This is a genomic window from Bradyrhizobium sp. UFLA06-24, assembly GCF_054967145.1.
Window position 1 is genome coordinate 150129 of record NZ_JADFUE010000001.1, and the last position, 16407, is coordinate 166535.

Genomic DNA, 16407 nt, shown 5'->3' on the forward strand with positions numbered 1-16407 from the left:
GCGTGCGGGCTGCGCGGCAGCAAACAGCTGCTATTGCGCGGTCTCCGCGAGCAGCGCCGTCGGAAAGACCGGCTTGGTGATGAACCTTGCCCCCGGCGGCAGGGGACGGGACAGCGGGCGGCCCGAGATCACGACGATCCGCACACCGGCATTCTGCTGTTGCGCGAAGTGAGCGAGATCGACGCCGTTCATCTTCCCGACCAGGCTGATGTCGGTGACGATCAGGGACGGATGCCGCGCCTTCACCGCCAGAGCTGCCGTCTCGGCGTCCTCGCACTGGAGCACGTCGAAATTGTTGTCCTCGAGCAGCATCGTCAGCATCTCGCGCTGGATATCGTCGTCCTCGACGACGATGGCGGTCGGCCGGATCGGCATCGATTGGCCCATGTTGCACCTCACTTCCCAGCCTTTGTTAAGTGCGGAGGAGGGGAATCCGTTCCCGCTGCGCCGTGTGGGGTTCCGCTCGCGTCGGGCCTGCCGCTTGGCAAAGATCCCGCGGGGAGTTTGCGCAGGAAGGCCTCCGCTTCGGTCAGCACGGTCCGAGCGAACTTCCGCTCCTCGATGGCTTCGGCGGTGAAGAAGCCGTGCTTGACGGCGTTGCCGTTCCCGAATGGGGCTCCTGATCCCCATGCTCCGCCATGCATGCGGCAACGTACCTTGCCGCGTAGCGCCGGCGCGCGGCAGGTTTCACCATTGCGTGTCCGGGCGCCGCAGCGCGGGCTTGCTCGCATCGGACCGGTGTTGCGGTTGTGGCTCACGCCGTGACCGCATCGACCAGGTTCGGCTGCGCCGCGATCAGGTTTGCGTGTTGCGTGAAATGGCCGACGACGGCCTTGCCGCCGTCCTGCACCGACAGGTTCTGCACCGTGATCGCACAGGCGTCGTTGCTGCGATGGCGGTTCAGCGCCTCCATCTGGGCTGCATAGGTGCGGGCCAGCCGGGTCAGGGCGCGCGTGAGGCTCTCCTGCTGCGGCACGTCGTCGGTGCAGGCGAGGCGGCAGGCGCAGCGCATCGAGGCGACGTGGATGCTCACCATCTGCGCTGCCAGCATGGCTTCGAGCGAGTCCTTCGGCGTGATGCTTTTGAGCATAGAGATCATGAAGGACAGATTGCCCTGGTCGGGCTTGCGCGCCACCGCGCTGGCTTTGGCCAGCTGGCCCAGGAGGCCATGCAGCGCGTCGCGGTCGACGGCACCGAGCGCCTCGGCCAGCAGCTTTTCGCCCGCGCGCGTATCGGGATGCTCGATCACGATGCGGTTGCGGCGGAGCTTGACTTTCGGGCTTGCGATGATCGCGGCGGGAGCGCTGGGCGCAAGGGCCGTCTCGGGATGTGTCAGCAATGTCGTCATGCGATGTGTCCTTGGCCAGCGCAGACGCAGTGGCTCGCGGCAAGCGAGGCCGATCGCGCGTCTGTCGTCGCGGCGGTTGAGATTGTCAGATGTTGGTGAGGCGTTGTCGCGCAGCCTGGCCGAGATGCGCGCCATGACGTTATGGCGCAGGCAGAGGCTGATATCGCGATCATGTCATTATGCGCCTGTTTTGCCCGACGTGTCAAACGCGATTTCTGAGATTCCGCAATCGGGTCGGCCTAGGTCGTTGTTTCTGATGGCGCCTGCTACTGTGCATGGGGTTGTTCTGACGATTTCGTCCGGATAGCGGACGCCAGGGCGGCTTCCAGGACGATCAAGGCGCCTTTGCGCTGCGGCCCAGCTGTTCGAGCAGGTCGAGCAACGGGCGTTGTCCCTGGTTGATCTTCTCGTGCGCCTGCGCGAGTGCAAACCATTCGGCGCGGTCGACCTCCGGGAAGCGCTGCCGGTGGCCGCTGCGGGGCGGCCATTCGATCTCGAATGTGTTGCTGCGGATGTCGGCGACCTTGACGTCCAGCTCGGCTGCGAAGGCGGTGACGATTTTCCCGCCGCGCTGTTTGACCTCGCCGAGCAGGGTCAGCGGCCCCAAGACTTCAAGTCCGAGCTCTTCGGCAAACTCCCGGCGTGCTGCGACTTCGGCGTCCTCGTCTTCGCCATATTCGCCCTTGGGAATCGACCACGCGCCGAGATCCTTGTTGCGCCAGAACGGTCCGCCGGGATGGACGAGGAGCACCTCGCATGTGCGGCGTTTTCGATAGGCAAGGATGCCGGCGCTTCTCGATGGCATCGCGAGGTTCCGTGCAGGCTGTGGTTCTCTGGGCCTGCTTATCAGTTCCGCTAGCGCGCCGCGACTCGGATGGCGTGCGTCTTTGCGCTCCTGGCGCGCGCCGCGATCATGCTGCGTGCCTTGCCGTGGGCCGCGCCGTTCTTGCGGAGCAGGGACACGAGGTGCTTGCGGGCGCGGTTTGCTGCGAGCCGTGCCGCCAGTTGCTCGGCCCTGCGGATGATGCTGGTGGCCGAAGGCGTGAGGCTCGCCGGGACCCAGGCGACGTCCTTGCTCTTGGACAGGCTGCCGACGCCTTCGCACGGCGCCTCGCGCGGCAGGTCGATGCGGATCGCGAGCGCATCGGCGCGTTCGATCCAGTCCTCGGCCCTGGTGCCGGTGATGATGCGGACATAGTCGCGCGTCTCGCGCGGCAGGTCGCTTTCCTTCGCGAGCCATTTCTGGATCCGGCCGGGGCCTGCATTGTAGGCGGCCGCGGCGAGACCGAGATTGCCGAAATCGTCGCGGAGCTTGCGCAGGAACTTCGCCGAGGCGGGCAGCGCCTTGATGGGATCGAAGGGATCGTCAAGCCCGACCTCTGCGGCTGTCTCCGGCATGAATTGCGCAACGCCTTGCGCACCGGCCTGGCTGACCTCGTTGGACTTGAAGCGGCTCTCCTGCCAGAGCAGGCGGGCGAAGAACGGCACGGGAATGCCGCTCTCCTCGGCCGCTTCCTTGAGCGCACGGCAGAATTGCTCGGTCGGTGAAACCGGAACCTGTTCGGCCGTTTCGACCGCGGGCGGCGGCTCGATCGTCTCCTCGTACGAGGCGCGCGCATTGGCGAGCTCGATGGCCTGCACGCTTGCGAGGAACATTTCGACGAGCGGAACCAGCGAGGGTGCGCGATCGGACTTTGGCGTCGCGTCGTCGACATGAGCGCTTTGGGTCGGCGGAGAGCTGACGTCGCACATCAGAAGCAGGAACGCAGCGCAAGCCGCGACGAGAAATCGCATCTCGGTAAAAGTCCTCGAACTGTGGGGGAACGACCAGCGGCGCGCCGGTGACAAGGACTTCTTAACCGTAATTGCGGCGAAGCTGCGATGATGCGGGCACCTCCAGTGTTAGTACGGTGTTCCCAGTGCAGGAACGCGGTGGTGGTTCGAATTAGCCGGCAATGAAGGCGAGCAGGGTGCCGTTGGCTTTGGCGGGCGGCACGACGATCGCGCTCCTACTGCGGACGCCCGCCGAGCCGAGCGCCTTCTCGGTTGCCACGAGGTCATCGCTGACGAGCACCAGTGCCGCGCCGCCGCGTTCGGAGAGGCCAGTGAGCGGCACACCGGGATAGCGTTTGCCGAGCTGGTCGAGCGTCAGATAGACGAAGTCGGCGCGGTCGCCGCCTGAGGCCACCGTCACGGCACCGTCGGCTCCCGCTGTCGGTTCGCGATCGATCAGCCTCGCCAGATGCGCCGCTTCCTTCGCCGGCTCTGGCGTTGCGATCAGCACCTCGCGGATCCGCTTTGCCGCATTGGCGTGGGTCATCAACGCGGGGATCCACACCGTCTCGCGTGTCTTGTGCTGACAGGCGAAGATGCGAACGCCGCCCGGTGCTTCCGCGGTCGGCCACATGAAGGTGCGGAACTTGGCAGCCGAGACGGTGCCGTCGGGCAGTGTCACGGGGCGTTCGAAATCGGTCGGGCCGATCGGGGTGAGCCCGCGCGCGCGGATCTCTTCGGCGCCCTCGGCGGAATCCACCGCAGTGAAAGCGATGCGCTCGATGCCCTCGCCGTGCCGCTCGATAAAGGCGCGCGCCGGCGCGTTGTGCTCGGTCGGCACCAGCACGCCAAGCAGCTCCATGTAATCAGGGTCGAGCATGATGGTGTAGTTGCCGGTGCCCATATGTGCGCTGTGGGTGCCGCGCGGCGAGAGGGTGAAGCCGAGCTGCCGGTAGTTTTCGGCGGCGCTGTCGAGGTCTTTCACCATGACTACGGCGTGGTCGATACCGATGATGTTCTTGAGGGCCACTGTGATTTCCCCGAATGCAAAATGATCTTGGACAGTTTGAACTGCCGCTCTCCCTGTCTACGCCGGATGGGCGATCAAGTCATTTTCAATTCAGCGGAAGGTCGGGAATTTCATTCCGCGAAATGCGGCAGGGACGCGTCATGGCGTCAGCGATCCCGCTCGCCGATATAGGCCGCGAGGATGGCGCGCTCGTCGCTGGTCATTTCCGTGACGTTGCCCGGCGGCATCGCATTGGACCACGCCGCGACGCGGCCGACCAGGCGGATGTTGCGCTGGATGCGCCCCGGCGCGTCGAGCAGAATACCCTTCGGCGCGGTCACGATGCCGGCCCAGACCGGCTCGGCGGCGTGGCACATGCTGCAACGGGACGTCACGATGTCCTCGACATTGGCGAGCGTCGGCGGCGCCGACAACGCGCCCGTCTTCACCTCGCGCGGTCCGGCTGCGGAGAGGAAGAGAATGGCAATTGCGCCCGCTGCTGCGACACCCCACACCCACCATGGCGATTTGCGCCCGGCATGGCCCTCGTTGAAGAAATGGCGGATCACCGGTCCCAGCGCCAGCACGATTGCAACGATGATCCAGTTGAAGCGCGTCGCGTAGAGCAGGGGATAGTGGTTGCTGATCATCAGCACGACGACGGGCAGCGTCAGATAATTGTTGTGGACCGAGCGTTCCTTGCTGGTCTTGCCCAGCTTCGGATCGGGCGCTTCTCCCGCGATCAGGCTGGCGACGATCTTCTTCTGGTTCGGGATGATCACCGCAAAGACGTTGGCCACCATGATGGTGCCGATGATCGCGGCGATCTGGTTGAAGGCGCCGCGGCCGCTCAGCACATGGGTGAAGGCATAGGTGAGGGCGACCAGGAACAGATAGCCGCCGACGGCGAAGGGCAGCTCCCGCTGCGCGAGGCCAGTGCGGCAGGCAACTTCGTAAAGCAACCAGGCCAGCGCGAGGCTGCAGAAGCTGAACAAGCCGGCCTGGACCGGCGTCAGATCGAGAACCGACTTATCGATCAGGAACAAATCGGCGTCGAGATAGTACACCACCACCATCAACGCGAAGCCCGACAGCCAGGTGGTGTAGGCCTCCCATTTGAACCACGTCAGCTCGTCCGGCATCTGGCTTGGTGCCACCAGATATTTCATGATCCGGTAGAAGCCGCCGCCATGGACCTGCCAGGCCTCGCCCTGCACGCCATCGGGCAGATCACGCCGAGGCTTGAGGCTGAGGTCGAGGGCAATAAAATAGAACGAACTGCCGATCCAGGCGATCGCGGCCACCACGTGCAGCCAGCGCAGCAGCAGGCTGGCCCATTCCGTGACGATTGATCCCCACATGATCACCCCATCAATCGCGCGCCGATGCCGCAGCTTTGATGACCGCGCCCGGCGGTCGAGTCCTTACAATGTGTTGCACCGATCCGCCCCGTTTTCCAGTACGATGGGTCGCAACGAATGCACATCGTGCGGGCACGAGCTGACGTGGGATTTGGCAGGCAAAGTCCGGGAGGAAGGCGACGTGATATCTCGTATTTCGCACATTTCCTTAGCCGCATGGCTGTGGGTTGCCTGCGTTGGCGCGCAAGCCGAGCCCGTGCTGCAGGGCAAGGACGCTTTCGGCGACTGGCAGGCGGACAAGCCCGGCACCGTCAGGCTGATCCGCGCGCAGGACTTGCCGGCGCCCGGCGCCTCGCGCTCGGTTGCGAACCCCACGCGCGTGACGGCGCGTGGTGGCGCGACGCCGCTCGTGCCACAGGGATTCAAGATCGAACTGTTGGCTGATGGCCTGTCCGACGCACGCGTGCTGCGCGTCGCGCCGAACGGCGACATTTTCGTTGCCGAGACCGGACCCGGACGCATTCGCGTGCTGCGTCTTGGGGAGGGCGCCAAAGTCGCGACCAACGAGGTCTTTGCCAGCGGACTCAACCGCCCGTTCGGAATCGCCTTCTTTCCGAACGGCGACAATCCGCAATGGATCTATATCGCCAATGCCGGCAACATCGTCCGCTTTCCCTATCGCGTTGGCGACCTGAAGGCCTCGGGTAAGCCCGAAATCGTGGTGGCGAACCTGGCGCATGGATCGGGCCATTCCACCCGCGATATCGCGTTCACGCCCGACGGCAAGCGCATGCTCGTGTCGGTGGGCTCCGCCAGCAACGTCGCAGAAGGCATGGGGAGCCCACCCGGCGGACTCGAAGCCTGGTCGCGCACGCAAGCCCTCGGCGCCTCCTGGGGGTATGAGGCAGAGCGTGCCGCGGTGCTCTCCTTCACGCCCGAAGGCAAGGACCGCAAGCTCTACGCTACCGGCATTCGCAACTGTGTCGGTCTTGCGATCCAGCCGCAGACTGGCCTGCCCTGGTGCTCGACCAACGAACGCGACGGCCTCGGCGACGATCTCGTACCCGACTACGTCACCAGCGTGAAGGAAGGCGCCTTCTACGGCTGGCCGTGGTTCTACATCGGCAACAACGAAGACCCGCGCCACGCTGGTGCGCGGCCGGATCTAAAAGACAAGGTGACGGTGCCCGATGTGCTGCTGCAGGCGCATTCGGCCTCGCTCGGTATGACCTTCTATCAGGGCCCGCAGTTTCCATCCGAGTACCAGGGCGACGCCTTTGCCGCCGAGCACGGCTCCTGGAATCGCTCGAAGCGCACCGGCTACAAGGTGATCCGGATCAAGATGAAGGATGGCAAGCCAACCGGTGAGTACGAGGATTTCGTCACCGGCTTTGTCGTGAACGACGCGCAGGTATGGGGACGGCCGGCCGGCATCGCGGTTACCAGGGATGGATCGCTGCTGATTTCGGAGGATACCGGCGGCACTGTCTGGCGGATGACGTATTCGCACTGAGCGAGCTCTCTTCGCCTTCCCCCGCAAAGCGGAGAAGGACGAAGAAAGACCTAGCCCCGCCTCACGCTGGCCCCGCCATCCACCGGCAGCGTCACACCCGTGATGAAATTCGACTCGTCGGATGCGAGAAACAGCGCGGCATTCGCGACGTCCCAGGCCGTGCCCATCTTCCTGCGCAGCGGCACCTTACTGTCGCGCTCGGCCTCGACCTCGGCGCGGCTCTTGTGCCACTCGCGGGCGCGGGTGTCGACGGCCATCGGCGTGTTCATCAGGCCAGGCAGGATGACGTTGGCGCGGATGCCATGTTCGGCGTTCTGGTAAGCCAGCTGCTCGGTGAAGGCGATCATCGCCGATTTCGTCGCCTTGTAGGCGACATACGGATAGGTGGTGATTGCCGCCATCGAGGAGATGTTGATGATGGCGCCGCTCTTCTGCGCGCGCATGATCGGGATCACCTCTTTCGCCGCGAGGATGCAGCTTTTCAGGTTGATGGCCACGACGCGGTCAAACGCCTCCTCGGTGATATCAAGCAGTTCGGCATCGCCGCCGGACAGGCTGACACCGACATTGTTGTGCAGCACGTCGATGCGGCCCCAGCGCGATTTGGCGTCGGCGACCATCGCCTTGATGTCGCCAGACTTGGTCACGTCGGCCCTGAGGGCCACGGCGGTGCCTTGTTTTGCCGCGATCAGGTCCGCGGTCTCCTGCGCTGATTCCAGATGATGGTCGACGCACAGCACCTTCGCGCCCTCGCGCGCGAAGGTCAGCGCGGTTGCGCGGCCGTTGCCCATGCCTTCGCCGGGGCTTTGGCCGGCGCCCACGACGATCGCAACCTTGTCCTGCAAGCGCATCTCAGTTCACTCCCGGCAGAGGTACTGCTCGAGTACCGCGTTCCATCCCGTTGTTTCTTTCGACGATAGCAACGGACTGCGAGGGTGAGAAGGCCGGGCGTCCCGCGCTCATGTCATTGACATCGCGGGAATTTGCATGCCGCCCGCGAGAAGCGGGCCGGTCGGTGCGACGGCAGTAGGAACCGTCTTCACGCGATCGCGTTTGTTGCGGAGCCTTTCCCCACGTTAGGCTGTTTCCCGGGGCTCCCAACCGCCAGTGGCTTGCCGATGAATCTGCTCGATCCACAAGGCCCTGTGGCTGCGGCCAACAGCACCATTTTGGTCGATTCCGTCTTCATCATGCTCACGATCGTGGTGCCGACCATCATTGCGATCCTGGCCTTTGCGTTCTGGTTTCGCGCCTCCAACCCGAAAGCGCGCTTCCGTCCCGACTTCGTCTATTCCGGACGGGTGGAGATGGTGGTGTGGGCGATTCCCGCACTCACAGTGATCCTGCTCGGCGGCGTCGCCTGGATCGGCTCGCACCAGCTCGATCCCGCAGCACCGGTACCGGGCACCGGCAGCCCGGTGCGCATCCAGGCCGTCTCGCTCGACTGGAAATGGCTCTTCATCTATCCCGACCAGCGCATTGCGACCGTCAATACGCTGACAGTGCCGGCGGGAGCAGAGCTGAACATCCAGTTGACATCATCGAGCGTGATGAACGTGTTCTTCATCCCTCAGCTCGGCAGCATGATCTACACCATGAACGGCATGGTGACGAAGCTGAACTTGCGCGCCGACAACGAGGGGAAGTTCAGGGGCCTCTCGGCGCATTTCTCCGGCGACGGCTTCCCCGACATGATGTTCGACGTCAACGTGATCTCGCCGCTGTCATTTCCGGATTGGGTGGCGACCACCGCGAAGACCGACGCCGTGCTGAACGAGGACAGCTACAAGAAGCTGATGCAGCAGGGCATCGAGAAGGGCAGGCCGACCTATCGGCTCGAAGACCCGCGCCTGTTCGACCTGATCGCGACCCAGCACATTCCCCCAGGGCCAGGGCCGGAGCTCGCATCCGAAGCCGGCCGGTCGCAGAATGGAGGCCACGATGCTCGGTAAGCTCGACTGGTCGGCCATTCCGTTCGATCAGCCCATTCCGCTCATCGCGGGTGGCGTTGTACTGGCAGCTATCCTCGCGGTGCTCATCTGGGTCGTGGTGAAGGGGCATCTGCCCTATCTCTGGCACGAATGGATCACCAGCGTCGATCACAAGCGCATCGGCGTGATGTACATTCTGCTGGCCTCGGTGATGCTGTTGCGCGGTGGCAGCGACGCCATCATGATGCGGATCCAGCAGGCGGTCGCCTACCAGTCGCAGGGTTATCTCCCGCCGGAACACTACAACCAGATATTCTCGGCGCACGGCACCATCATGATCTTCTTCGTGGCAATGCCGTTCGTGATCGGGTTGATGAACCTCGTCGTGCCGCTTCAGCTCGGAGTGCGCGACGTCGCGTTCCCGACCCTCAATTCCGTCGGCTTCTGGCTGACCGCGACCGGCGCACTGCTGGTCAATCTCTCGCTGGTGATCGGTGAGTTCGCCCGCACGGGCTGGCTCGCCTTTCCGCCGCTGTCGGAGCTGTCCTATTCGCCCGGCGTCGGGGTCGATTACTACGCCTGGTCGCTGCAGATCTCCGGCGTCGGCACGCTGGTGGCCGGGATCAATCTCGTGACGACGGTGCTGAAGCTGCGCACCAAGGGCATGAACTACCTGCGTATGCCGATGTTCTGCTGGACCACGCTGGCCTCGAACCTGCTGATCGTCGCGGCGTTTCCGATCCTCACGGCCACGCTCGCGATGCTGCTGCTCGACCGTTATCTCGGCTTCCACTTCTTCACCAACGAAGCCGGCGGCAACGTGATGATGTTCATGAACCTGATCTGGGCCTGGGGACATCCGGAGGTCTACATCCTGGTGCTGCCGGCCTTCGGCGTCTACTCCGAGGTGGTGTCCACCTTCTCCAGCAAGCCGCTGTTCGGTTATCGCTCCATGGTGCTCGCGACCATGGCGATCTGCATCATCTCCTTCATGGTCTGGCTGCATCACTTCTTCACGATGGGAGCCGGGCCCGATGTCAACGCCATCTTCGGCATCGCCAGCATGATCATCGCGGTGCCGACCGGGGTGAAGATCTACAACTGGCTGTTCACGATGTATGGCGGCCGGATCCGTTTCGCGACGCCGATGCTGTGGTCGGTCGGCTTCATGGTGACGTTCATCATCGGCGGTCTGACGGGCGTCCTGGTGGCGGTACCGCCGGCGGATTTCATGCTCCACAACAGCATGTTCCTGGTCGCCCACTTCCATAACGTCATCATCGGCGGCGTGTTATTCGCCGCCTTCGCGGGCTTCGAATACTGGTTCCCAAAAGCGTTCGGCTTCCGCCTCGACGAACGCTGGGGCAAGGTGGGATTCTGGTTCACCTTCGTCGGATTCTGGGTGACCTTCATGCCGCTCTATATCGCGGGCATGCTGGGCATGACCCGGCGCATGCAGCATTACGACGTCGCGGAGTGGCGACCCTGGATGCTGGTGGCCGCGTTCGGCATGTTGTTGCTGACCATCGGCGTGCTCGCGCAGATCACGCAAGTCGTGGTCAGTATCAGGAACCGCGAAGCTTTGCGGGATCGCACCGGAGATCCATGGGACGGGCGTTCGCTCGAATGGGCGACTTCCTCGCCGCCACCGGTCTTCAACTTCGCGTTCTATCCCGATGTCCGTGGCGAGGACGCCTATTGGGCGCTGAAGCAGCATGCCAAGGAGCAGCAGCTCGGCGACCATTCGGGGCCGGAATATCAGGACATCGAGATGCCCAGAAATTCGCCGACCGGTTTCGTCTGCGCGTTCTTTGCCACCGTCATGGGCTTTGCGCTGATCTGGCACATCTGGTGGATGGTGATCCTCGGCGGCGTCGGCGCGTTCGCGACCTTCGTCGTGTTCGCTTGGCGCGATCACGACGAATACGTCATACCGGCAGCCGAGGTCGAACGGATCGATCGTCTCAACATCGAGGAGCGTCGTGACCTCGTCAGCCTGGCGGGGACGCTCTGATGGCAATGACTGCGACTCTCGAGCACGCCCATGCTGATCCCCACCACATCGGCCGGGTCAGCGAGAATCCGGGACCTGCGCCGAAGCGGATCGTCACCGCATACGGTTTCTGGATCTTCCTGCTCTCCGACATCGTCATGTTCTCCTGCTTCTTCGCGGCTTATGCGGTGCTGTCTGGCCAGACCGCCGGTGGCCCCAAGGGATCGGAGATCTTCGATCAGCGCAACGTCGCAATCGAGACGGTTTGCCTGCTGCTCTCGAGTTTTACCTGCGGCATGGCGAGCATCGCGGCCGACGTCCGCAACCGGCTCTGGTTCTATCTCGGCATGGCCGTGACCTGCGTGCTCGGGCTGATCTTCCTCGCCATCGAGTTCAACGAGTTCGCCGACCTCGTTGCCCGCGGCTACGGCCCCTCGCGCAGCGCTTTCCTGACCGCGTTCTTCTCGCTGGTCGGCTGTCACGGCCTGCACGTCTCGGCCGGCGTGCTCTGGCTCCTCACCATGATGGCCCAGGTCTTCGCCAAGGGCTTTCGCGCCGACGTCCTGCGTCGGATGATGTGCTTTGCGCTGTTCTGGCACGCGCTCGACATCATCTGGGTCGGCGTGTTCTCCGTCGTCTACCTGCTGGGAGGTGGCACATGAGCGATCAGACGCACATGCATCTCGAACACGACATCGCCCCTGGTGATGAGGAGCAACACAGCGTCGGCGAGCGCGTGCTCGGCTATGTCGTCGGTCTCGGCCTGGCGCTGGTACTCACCGCGACCTCGTTCTTCATCGCCGGCACTGATCTGGTCTGGCAGCCCTCGATTCCCGTTGCGCTGATCGTGCTGGCGATCGCGCAGATGGGCGTGCATCTCGTCTTCTTCCTGCACATCACAACTGGACCTGACAACACCAACAACGTGCTGGCGCTGGCCTTCGGTCTGCTCGTCGTCTTTCTGGTGGTCGGCGGAACGGTCTGGATCATGGCGCATCTCAATCAGAACATGCCGCCGATGGATCAATTCATTCAGATGCACAGCTAGATCCGTCCAAAAAAGAAGAGCCGCTTGTTGGTGACAAGCGGCCCAAGTCTAGGGAGGAAACGCCCGAGCAAAGCAATCGGACCAAAGCCGGATTGCCGCCAAGGAAACGCTCGCGCGAAGCGCTTGCGTACACATATAAGTGCAGCAACTCCCGTTTCAGTTCAATTCCGGATCAATACGGTCTCGGACTACCACTCACGGATGCGTGACCGTAATTGTTCACTTTGGCCGTCGGCAATTATAAGCCTTGCGGAAGCCAGCCGCCTGGGCGTCGTCCTCCGAGCAGAACCAGCGGTCCGGCTTGGTGGTCGCGGCATAGCTCGGGCAGCCCCTTAAGTGGTAGATGCCGATATTCCCGGTGACACGGGCGCGCACCGCGAGCTTGCCCTTGATGGTGCAACTCGGCGGCGCCGTCAGCTCCTCCGGAAACAGCACCGCGCGGATCTCCTTGTCACGGTCGGCCCGGCAGGCGGCGCCGAGCAATGCGCCGTCCTTCTTGCCGGTACGGAATTCTTGCGGTGCAACAAAGCAGCCCTTCCAGATGCCTGATGAGGCCGTCTTGGCCTCGGCAGCCGCCGGTTTGACGTTGGCCTTGATCGGCTCGCGCGCGATCGCAAAGCCCAGCTTGAGCAACTGCTCGTTCAACGAGGCCTTGTCGCCCTCGACCGTGCAGATCGCGCGATGGCGCTTGCCAAAATTCTTCTCGGGACCGACATCGTCGCAGCGCACCGGTTTTCCGCCGATCAGCTTCGTGAGCTGGTCGCGGGCCTCGATGCCGCAGGTCCAGGGATCGGCATGGTCGTCGATGCAGATCTGGTCCAGCTCGGGCGCGTCGACGCCGTCGAGCCGGTAGGTGACGTCGCCGAGCTGGATCGAATTGGCGTCCCGCACCGTCGCGGCTGCGGTCAATGCGGCGGCGGGGCTGGAGGTCCCCAGAAAACCGGACAGAGCGAGAAATACAACAAGCGCGAAGGCGCGGGCGACGGCCAATGAATTCTCGAAGGACATAACTTCTCACTATCGATTGCTCTTGCCCCTCGTTCCTAGCATCCGGCAGTCGCAAGACCAATGGTCTGCGCTGTGCGAAGTGCGACATTCGCCCGCCAGTCTTTACTCGCCCGCCGGTCTGCCCCTATCGTTCTCGGGCTTTGCAAGCCGTGATGGCCGAATCGCCCGGGAAGCGGCGAGGGCGGGAGGAAGAAGGTTTGATGAAAGACCCTGTGGACGTCCTGATCATCGGCGCCGGCGCTTCGGGCGCGGCTGTGGCCTGGTCGCTGGCCGAGACCAAGATGCACATCCTCTGCCTGGAGCAGGGCGGCTGGATGAACCCGGCGGAATATCCGAGCACAGGGCGGGACTGGGAAGCCAAATTCTTCGGCGAATGGTCGTCCAGCCCCAACGTTCGCGGCCGTCCCGAGGATTATCCTGTTAACGACGACAATTCGCCGATCAAGGTCGTGAACTATAACGCCGTTGGCGGCTCGACCGTGATGTACACCGCCCACTGGCCGCGGCTGCATCCCTCCGATTTCAAGGTGAAGACTCTCGACGGCGTCGCAGACGACTGGCCGATCGACTACGACGCGCTGACGCCGTTCTTCGAAGAGAACGACCGGATGATGGGGACGTCGGGCCTGTCAGGCGACCCGCTCTCGCCGCTGACGCATCCGCCGATGCCGCAGCAGCCGCTCGGCCTGTCCGGCGCGATCATCGGCAAGGCCATGAACAAGCTCGGCTGGCACTGGTGGCCGTCGGACACGACGGTCGCCACCATGGACTATGAAGGCCGTGCCCGCTGCATCAATCTCGGCCATTGCACGCCCGCCTGCGCGCAGGGCGCGAAGTCTTCCACCGACATCACCTATTGGCCGCATGCGATCCGCGCCGGCGTCGAGCTGCGCACGCATTGCCGGGTACGCGAGATCACCTCCGACGAGAACGGCATGGCCTCCGGCGTGATCTATTACGACAAGGATGGCGTCGAGCAGTTCCAGCCGGCGCATGTCGTCATCATCGCATGCAACGGCGTCGGCACGCCGCGGCTGCTGCTCAATTCGAAATCCGACCGCTTTCCGAATGGGCTTGCCAATTCATCCGGCCTCGTGGGCAAGAACTTGATGTTCCATCCCTATGCGCAGATCTACGGCTATGTGAAGGAGCCGACCGACTCCAATCGCGCGCCGCCGACCTGCCTGTGGAGCAAGCAGTGGTACGACACGGATTTGTCGCGCGGTTTCGTGCGCGGTTACGGAGTGCAGTTCGTGCGCGGCGCCGGGCCGGTGTTCGAGGCGGTCGTCAGCGAGCAGAAAGGCATTTTGCCGTGGGGCGAGGATCATCACCGTGTCTTCCGCAAGCTCAATGGTCACCGGCTCGGGTTCTCCGCGATCTGTGAGGATCTACCGGAGGAGCACAACCAGGTCACGCTCGATCCCGTGCTGAAGGACAGCCACGGTATCCCCGCGCCGAAGATCGATTACACGATCTCCGATAACAGCCGGAAGATGATGGAACACGCGCTCGCTCGCGGCACAGAGGTGCTGGAGATGGCGGGCGCGACCGACATCTGTATCAACTCTCCGATTCCCTGGGGCGGCTGGCATCTGCTCGGCACTGCGCGGATGGGCACCGATCCCAAAAAATCCGTCGTCAACGAATGGGGCCGCGCGCACGACGTCAAGAACCTCTTCATCGTCGACGGCAGCATCTTCGTCACCTCGGGTGGCGTCAATCCGACCTCCACCATCCAGGCCCTTGCGCTCTACATCGCTGACCAGATGAAGCAGCGCCTCGCCAATTTGTTCGACTGAGGCCGTCATGTCCGAAAGTCTTCAACTCACGCGGACCCAACGCGACGATCTCCGAACCATCGCCGGGATGATCGTGCCGCCCAGCGACGAGTACAAGGTGCCCGGCGCCGATGATCCCGCGATCCAGGCCGATATGCTGGCGACGCTCGGTCGCGATCTCAAACTGGTGTCGGCGGCGCTGGATCATCTGGCGCGGCTGGCAGGGCAGCCGATTGCGGAGCTCGATGCCGCCAGACGCCATGCCGTAGCGCAAGAGTTTCGCAAGCACGGCGGCGCAGCGGCCGCGACGCTCGTCCGCGTGGTCCTGCAATGCTACTATCGCGACGACCGCGTGCTGCGCTCGCTCGGGCTGGAGCTGCGAGCGCCGTTCCCCAAGGGCCACGTGCTCCCGGATGGCGACTGGTCGCTGCTTGATCCGGTCAAGGCAAGAGGGGGCAGGCTGCGGCGGGCGCCCTAGCCACCTGGGCAGTCCAGCCCCAGCCTCCCCGGCCGGGCACTTGCGTGAGGGGGAACAGGCCACCATTTGTGTGAGCCTCAAGGACTCCTACCATGCTGGATTTTACCTCGGATATCGCCGGTGACGCCGTGTCATCGCGAACGACAGCGGCTGCCCCGGTCGACGACCGGGCCCTGCTGGACGCCTATTCCAATGCCGTGATCGACGTGACCGACCGCGTCGGTCCCGCCGTCGTGCGCGTCGAGACCGGGCCAAAGACGCCGAACGGCCGTGAGCGCGGTGGGCTCGGCTCGGGCATCGTGATCTCGCCTGATGGGCTCGTGCTCACCAACAGCCATGTGGTCGGCGCCTCCAAGGAGATCCGGCTGCGGGATGTCGAGGGCAATGTCGGGGATGCCCGGGTGCTCGGCGTCGATCCCGACACGGATCTGGCGTTGCTGCGCGCCAACGGCGTGCGCGATCTGCCCTATGCTGCGCTCGGCAATTCCAAGAGTTTGCGGCGTGGCCAGCTCGTGATCGCGATCGGCAATCCGCTCGGCTTCGAATCGACTGTGACTGCCGGCGTGGTCTCCGCGCTGGGCCGCTCGATCCGGTCGGTCAGCGGGCGCACCATCGAGGACGTGATCCAGACCGACGCCGCGCTCAATCCCGGCAATTCCGGTGGGCCGCTGGTGTCGTCGAATGCGGAGGTGATCGGCATCAACACGGCCATCATCAACGGCGCGCAGGGCATCTGCTTCGCGGTCGCCAGCAACACTGCGCAATTCGTGCTGTCGGAGATCATTCGCCACGGCTACGTCCGCCGCGCCTTTATCGGCGTCGCCGGCCAGACCGCACCGGTCCCGCGGCGGCACGCAGTGCTGGCCGGCGTCGAGAACAAGATGGGCGCGCTGCTGATGCAGATCGAGCCGGATGGCCCTGCGGCCAAGGCCGGCCTGTTGCCCGGTGACGTCGTAATCAGGCTGGATGGCGTCGAGATCAACGGCGTCGACGATCTGATCCGGGTGCTCGACCGCGACCGGATCGGGCGGCGGCTCGCGATGGACGTGCTGCGGCTCGGCCGCCTGCGCGCGATCGACATCGATCCGATCGAGCGGAAGCCGCAGCGCTAGCTGTGAGCTCGCAGGCGGGGTATGACGGTGTCATGCCTCGCCTCCGGACCTTTGC

At 64.0% G+C, this 16407-nt stretch carries 17 protein-coding genes; 8 read left to right on the forward strand and 9 right to left on the reverse strand.

Translation table 11 applies throughout. From position 1 onward, the window contains the following. Positions 1-30: 30 nt before the first annotated feature. The 7 genes from IF809_RS00685 to IF809_RS00715 all read right to left on the reverse strand — a co-directional run bounded on the left by IF809_RS00685 (position 31) and on the right by IF809_RS00715 (position 5491). Positions 31-387 (reverse strand): response regulator, encoded by a 357-nt coding sequence (locus tag IF809_RS00685; protein ID WP_462836557.1) that lies wholly within the window; start codon positions 385-387, stop codon positions 31-33. Between the two features lie 8 nt (positions 388-395). Next, positions 396-731: an HGGxSTG domain-containing protein gene (locus IF809_RS00690; RefSeq protein WP_462836723.1), complete on the reverse strand. Its 336-nt coding sequence runs from the start codon at positions 729-731 to the stop codon at positions 396-398. Positions 732-754: 23 nt separating this feature from the next. Beyond that, complete coding sequence (locus IF809_RS00695; protein ID WP_462836558.1) at positions 755-1348, reverse strand: hypothetical protein; 594 nt, start codon at positions 1346-1348, stop codon at positions 755-757. 334 nt (positions 1349-1682) lie between these two features. Next, complete coding sequence (locus tag IF809_RS00700; RefSeq protein ID WP_462836559.1) at positions 1683-2153, reverse strand: NUDIX domain-containing protein; 471 nt, start codon at positions 2151-2153, stop codon at positions 1683-1685. 50 nt (positions 2154-2203) lie between these two features. Then, complete coding sequence (locus IF809_RS00705; RefSeq protein ID WP_462836560.1) at positions 2204-3142, reverse strand: lytic transglycosylase domain-containing protein; 939 nt, start codon at positions 3140-3142, stop codon at positions 2204-2206. A gap of 151 nt (positions 3143-3293) precedes the next feature. After that, positions 3294-4151: a VOC family protein gene (locus IF809_RS00710; protein ID WP_462836561.1), complete on the reverse strand. Its 858-nt coding sequence runs from the start codon at positions 4149-4151 to the stop codon at positions 3294-3296. Positions 4152-4297: 146 nt separating this feature from the next. Further along, on the reverse strand, positions 4298-5491 hold the full coding sequence (locus IF809_RS00715) for a urate hydroxylase PuuD (protein ID WP_462836562.1): 1194 nt from the start codon (positions 5489-5491) through the stop codon (positions 4298-4300). Between the two features lie 181 nt (positions 5492-5672). Here IF809_RS00715 and IF809_RS00720 point away from each other — a divergent pair, with 181 nt between their 5' ends. After that, complete coding sequence (locus IF809_RS00720; RefSeq protein ID WP_462836563.1) at positions 5673-7004, forward strand: PQQ-dependent sugar dehydrogenase; 1332 nt, start codon at positions 5673-5675, stop codon at positions 7002-7004. 50 nt (positions 7005-7054) lie between these two features. Here the strand turns inward: IF809_RS00720 and IF809_RS00725 are convergent, their stop codons facing one another. Then, positions 7055-7855, reverse strand: coding sequence for an SDR family NAD(P)-dependent oxidoreductase (locus IF809_RS00725; protein ID WP_462836564.1), 801 nt, complete (start codon positions 7853-7855; stop codon positions 7055-7057). Between the two features lie 267 nt (positions 7856-8122). Between IF809_RS00725 and IF809_RS00730 the strand changes: the two genes are divergently transcribed. Genes IF809_RS00730 through cyoD form a run of 4 tightly spaced genes read left to right on the forward strand, consistent with a single transcriptional unit; the run spans position 8123 to position 11976 of the window. After that, positions 8123-8956 (forward strand): cytochrome ubiquinol oxidase subunit II family protein, encoded by an 834-nt coding sequence (locus IF809_RS00730; protein WP_462836565.1) that lies wholly within the window; start codon positions 8123-8125, stop codon positions 8954-8956. Next, positions 8946-10949 (forward strand): cytochrome o ubiquinol oxidase subunit I, encoded by a 2004-nt coding sequence (gene cyoB / locus IF809_RS00735; protein ID WP_462836566.1) that lies wholly within the window; start codon positions 8946-8948, stop codon positions 10947-10949. The genes IF809_RS00730 and cyoB overlap by 11 nt, the downstream gene beginning before the upstream one ends. Beyond that, positions 10949-11590, forward strand: coding sequence for a cytochrome (ubi)quinol oxidase subunit III (locus tag IF809_RS00740; protein WP_462836567.1), 642 nt, complete (start codon positions 10949-10951; stop codon positions 11588-11590). Before cyoB ends, IF809_RS00740 begins: the two co-directional genes overlap by 1 nt. Further along, positions 11587-11976, forward strand: coding sequence for a cytochrome o ubiquinol oxidase subunit IV (gene cyoD, locus IF809_RS00745; RefSeq protein ID WP_128967616.1), 390 nt, complete (start codon positions 11587-11589; stop codon positions 11974-11976). The genes IF809_RS00740 and cyoD overlap by 4 nt, the downstream gene beginning before the upstream one ends. A 219-nt stretch (positions 11977-12195) precedes the next feature. Here the strand turns inward: cyoD and IF809_RS00750 are convergent, their stop codons facing one another. Further along, positions 12196-12984, reverse strand: coding sequence for a thermonuclease family protein (locus tag IF809_RS00750; RefSeq protein WP_128967615.1), 789 nt, complete (start codon positions 12982-12984; stop codon positions 12196-12198). A gap of 200 nt (positions 12985-13184) precedes the next feature. On the opposite strand from IF809_RS00750, the gene IF809_RS00755 reads away from it, so the two are divergent. The 3 genes from IF809_RS00755 to IF809_RS00765 all read left to right on the forward strand — a co-directional run bounded on the left by IF809_RS00755 (position 13185) and on the right by IF809_RS00765 (position 16352). Further along, on the forward strand, positions 13185-14783 hold the full coding sequence (locus IF809_RS00755; RefSeq protein ID WP_462836568.1) for a GMC family oxidoreductase: 1599 nt from the start codon (positions 13185-13187) through the stop codon (positions 14781-14783). Positions 14784-14790: 7 nt separating this feature from the next. Next, positions 14791-15240 (forward strand): hypothetical protein, encoded by a 450-nt coding sequence (locus IF809_RS00760; protein WP_462836569.1) that lies wholly within the window; start codon positions 14791-14793, stop codon positions 15238-15240. A gap of 92 nt (positions 15241-15332) precedes the next feature. Continuing rightward, a complete protein-coding gene (locus tag IF809_RS00765) occupies positions 15333-16352 on the forward strand; it encodes a S1C family serine protease (RefSeq protein WP_462836570.1) in 1020 nt (339 codons plus the stop codon). Positions 16353-16407: the final 55 nt, after the last annotated feature.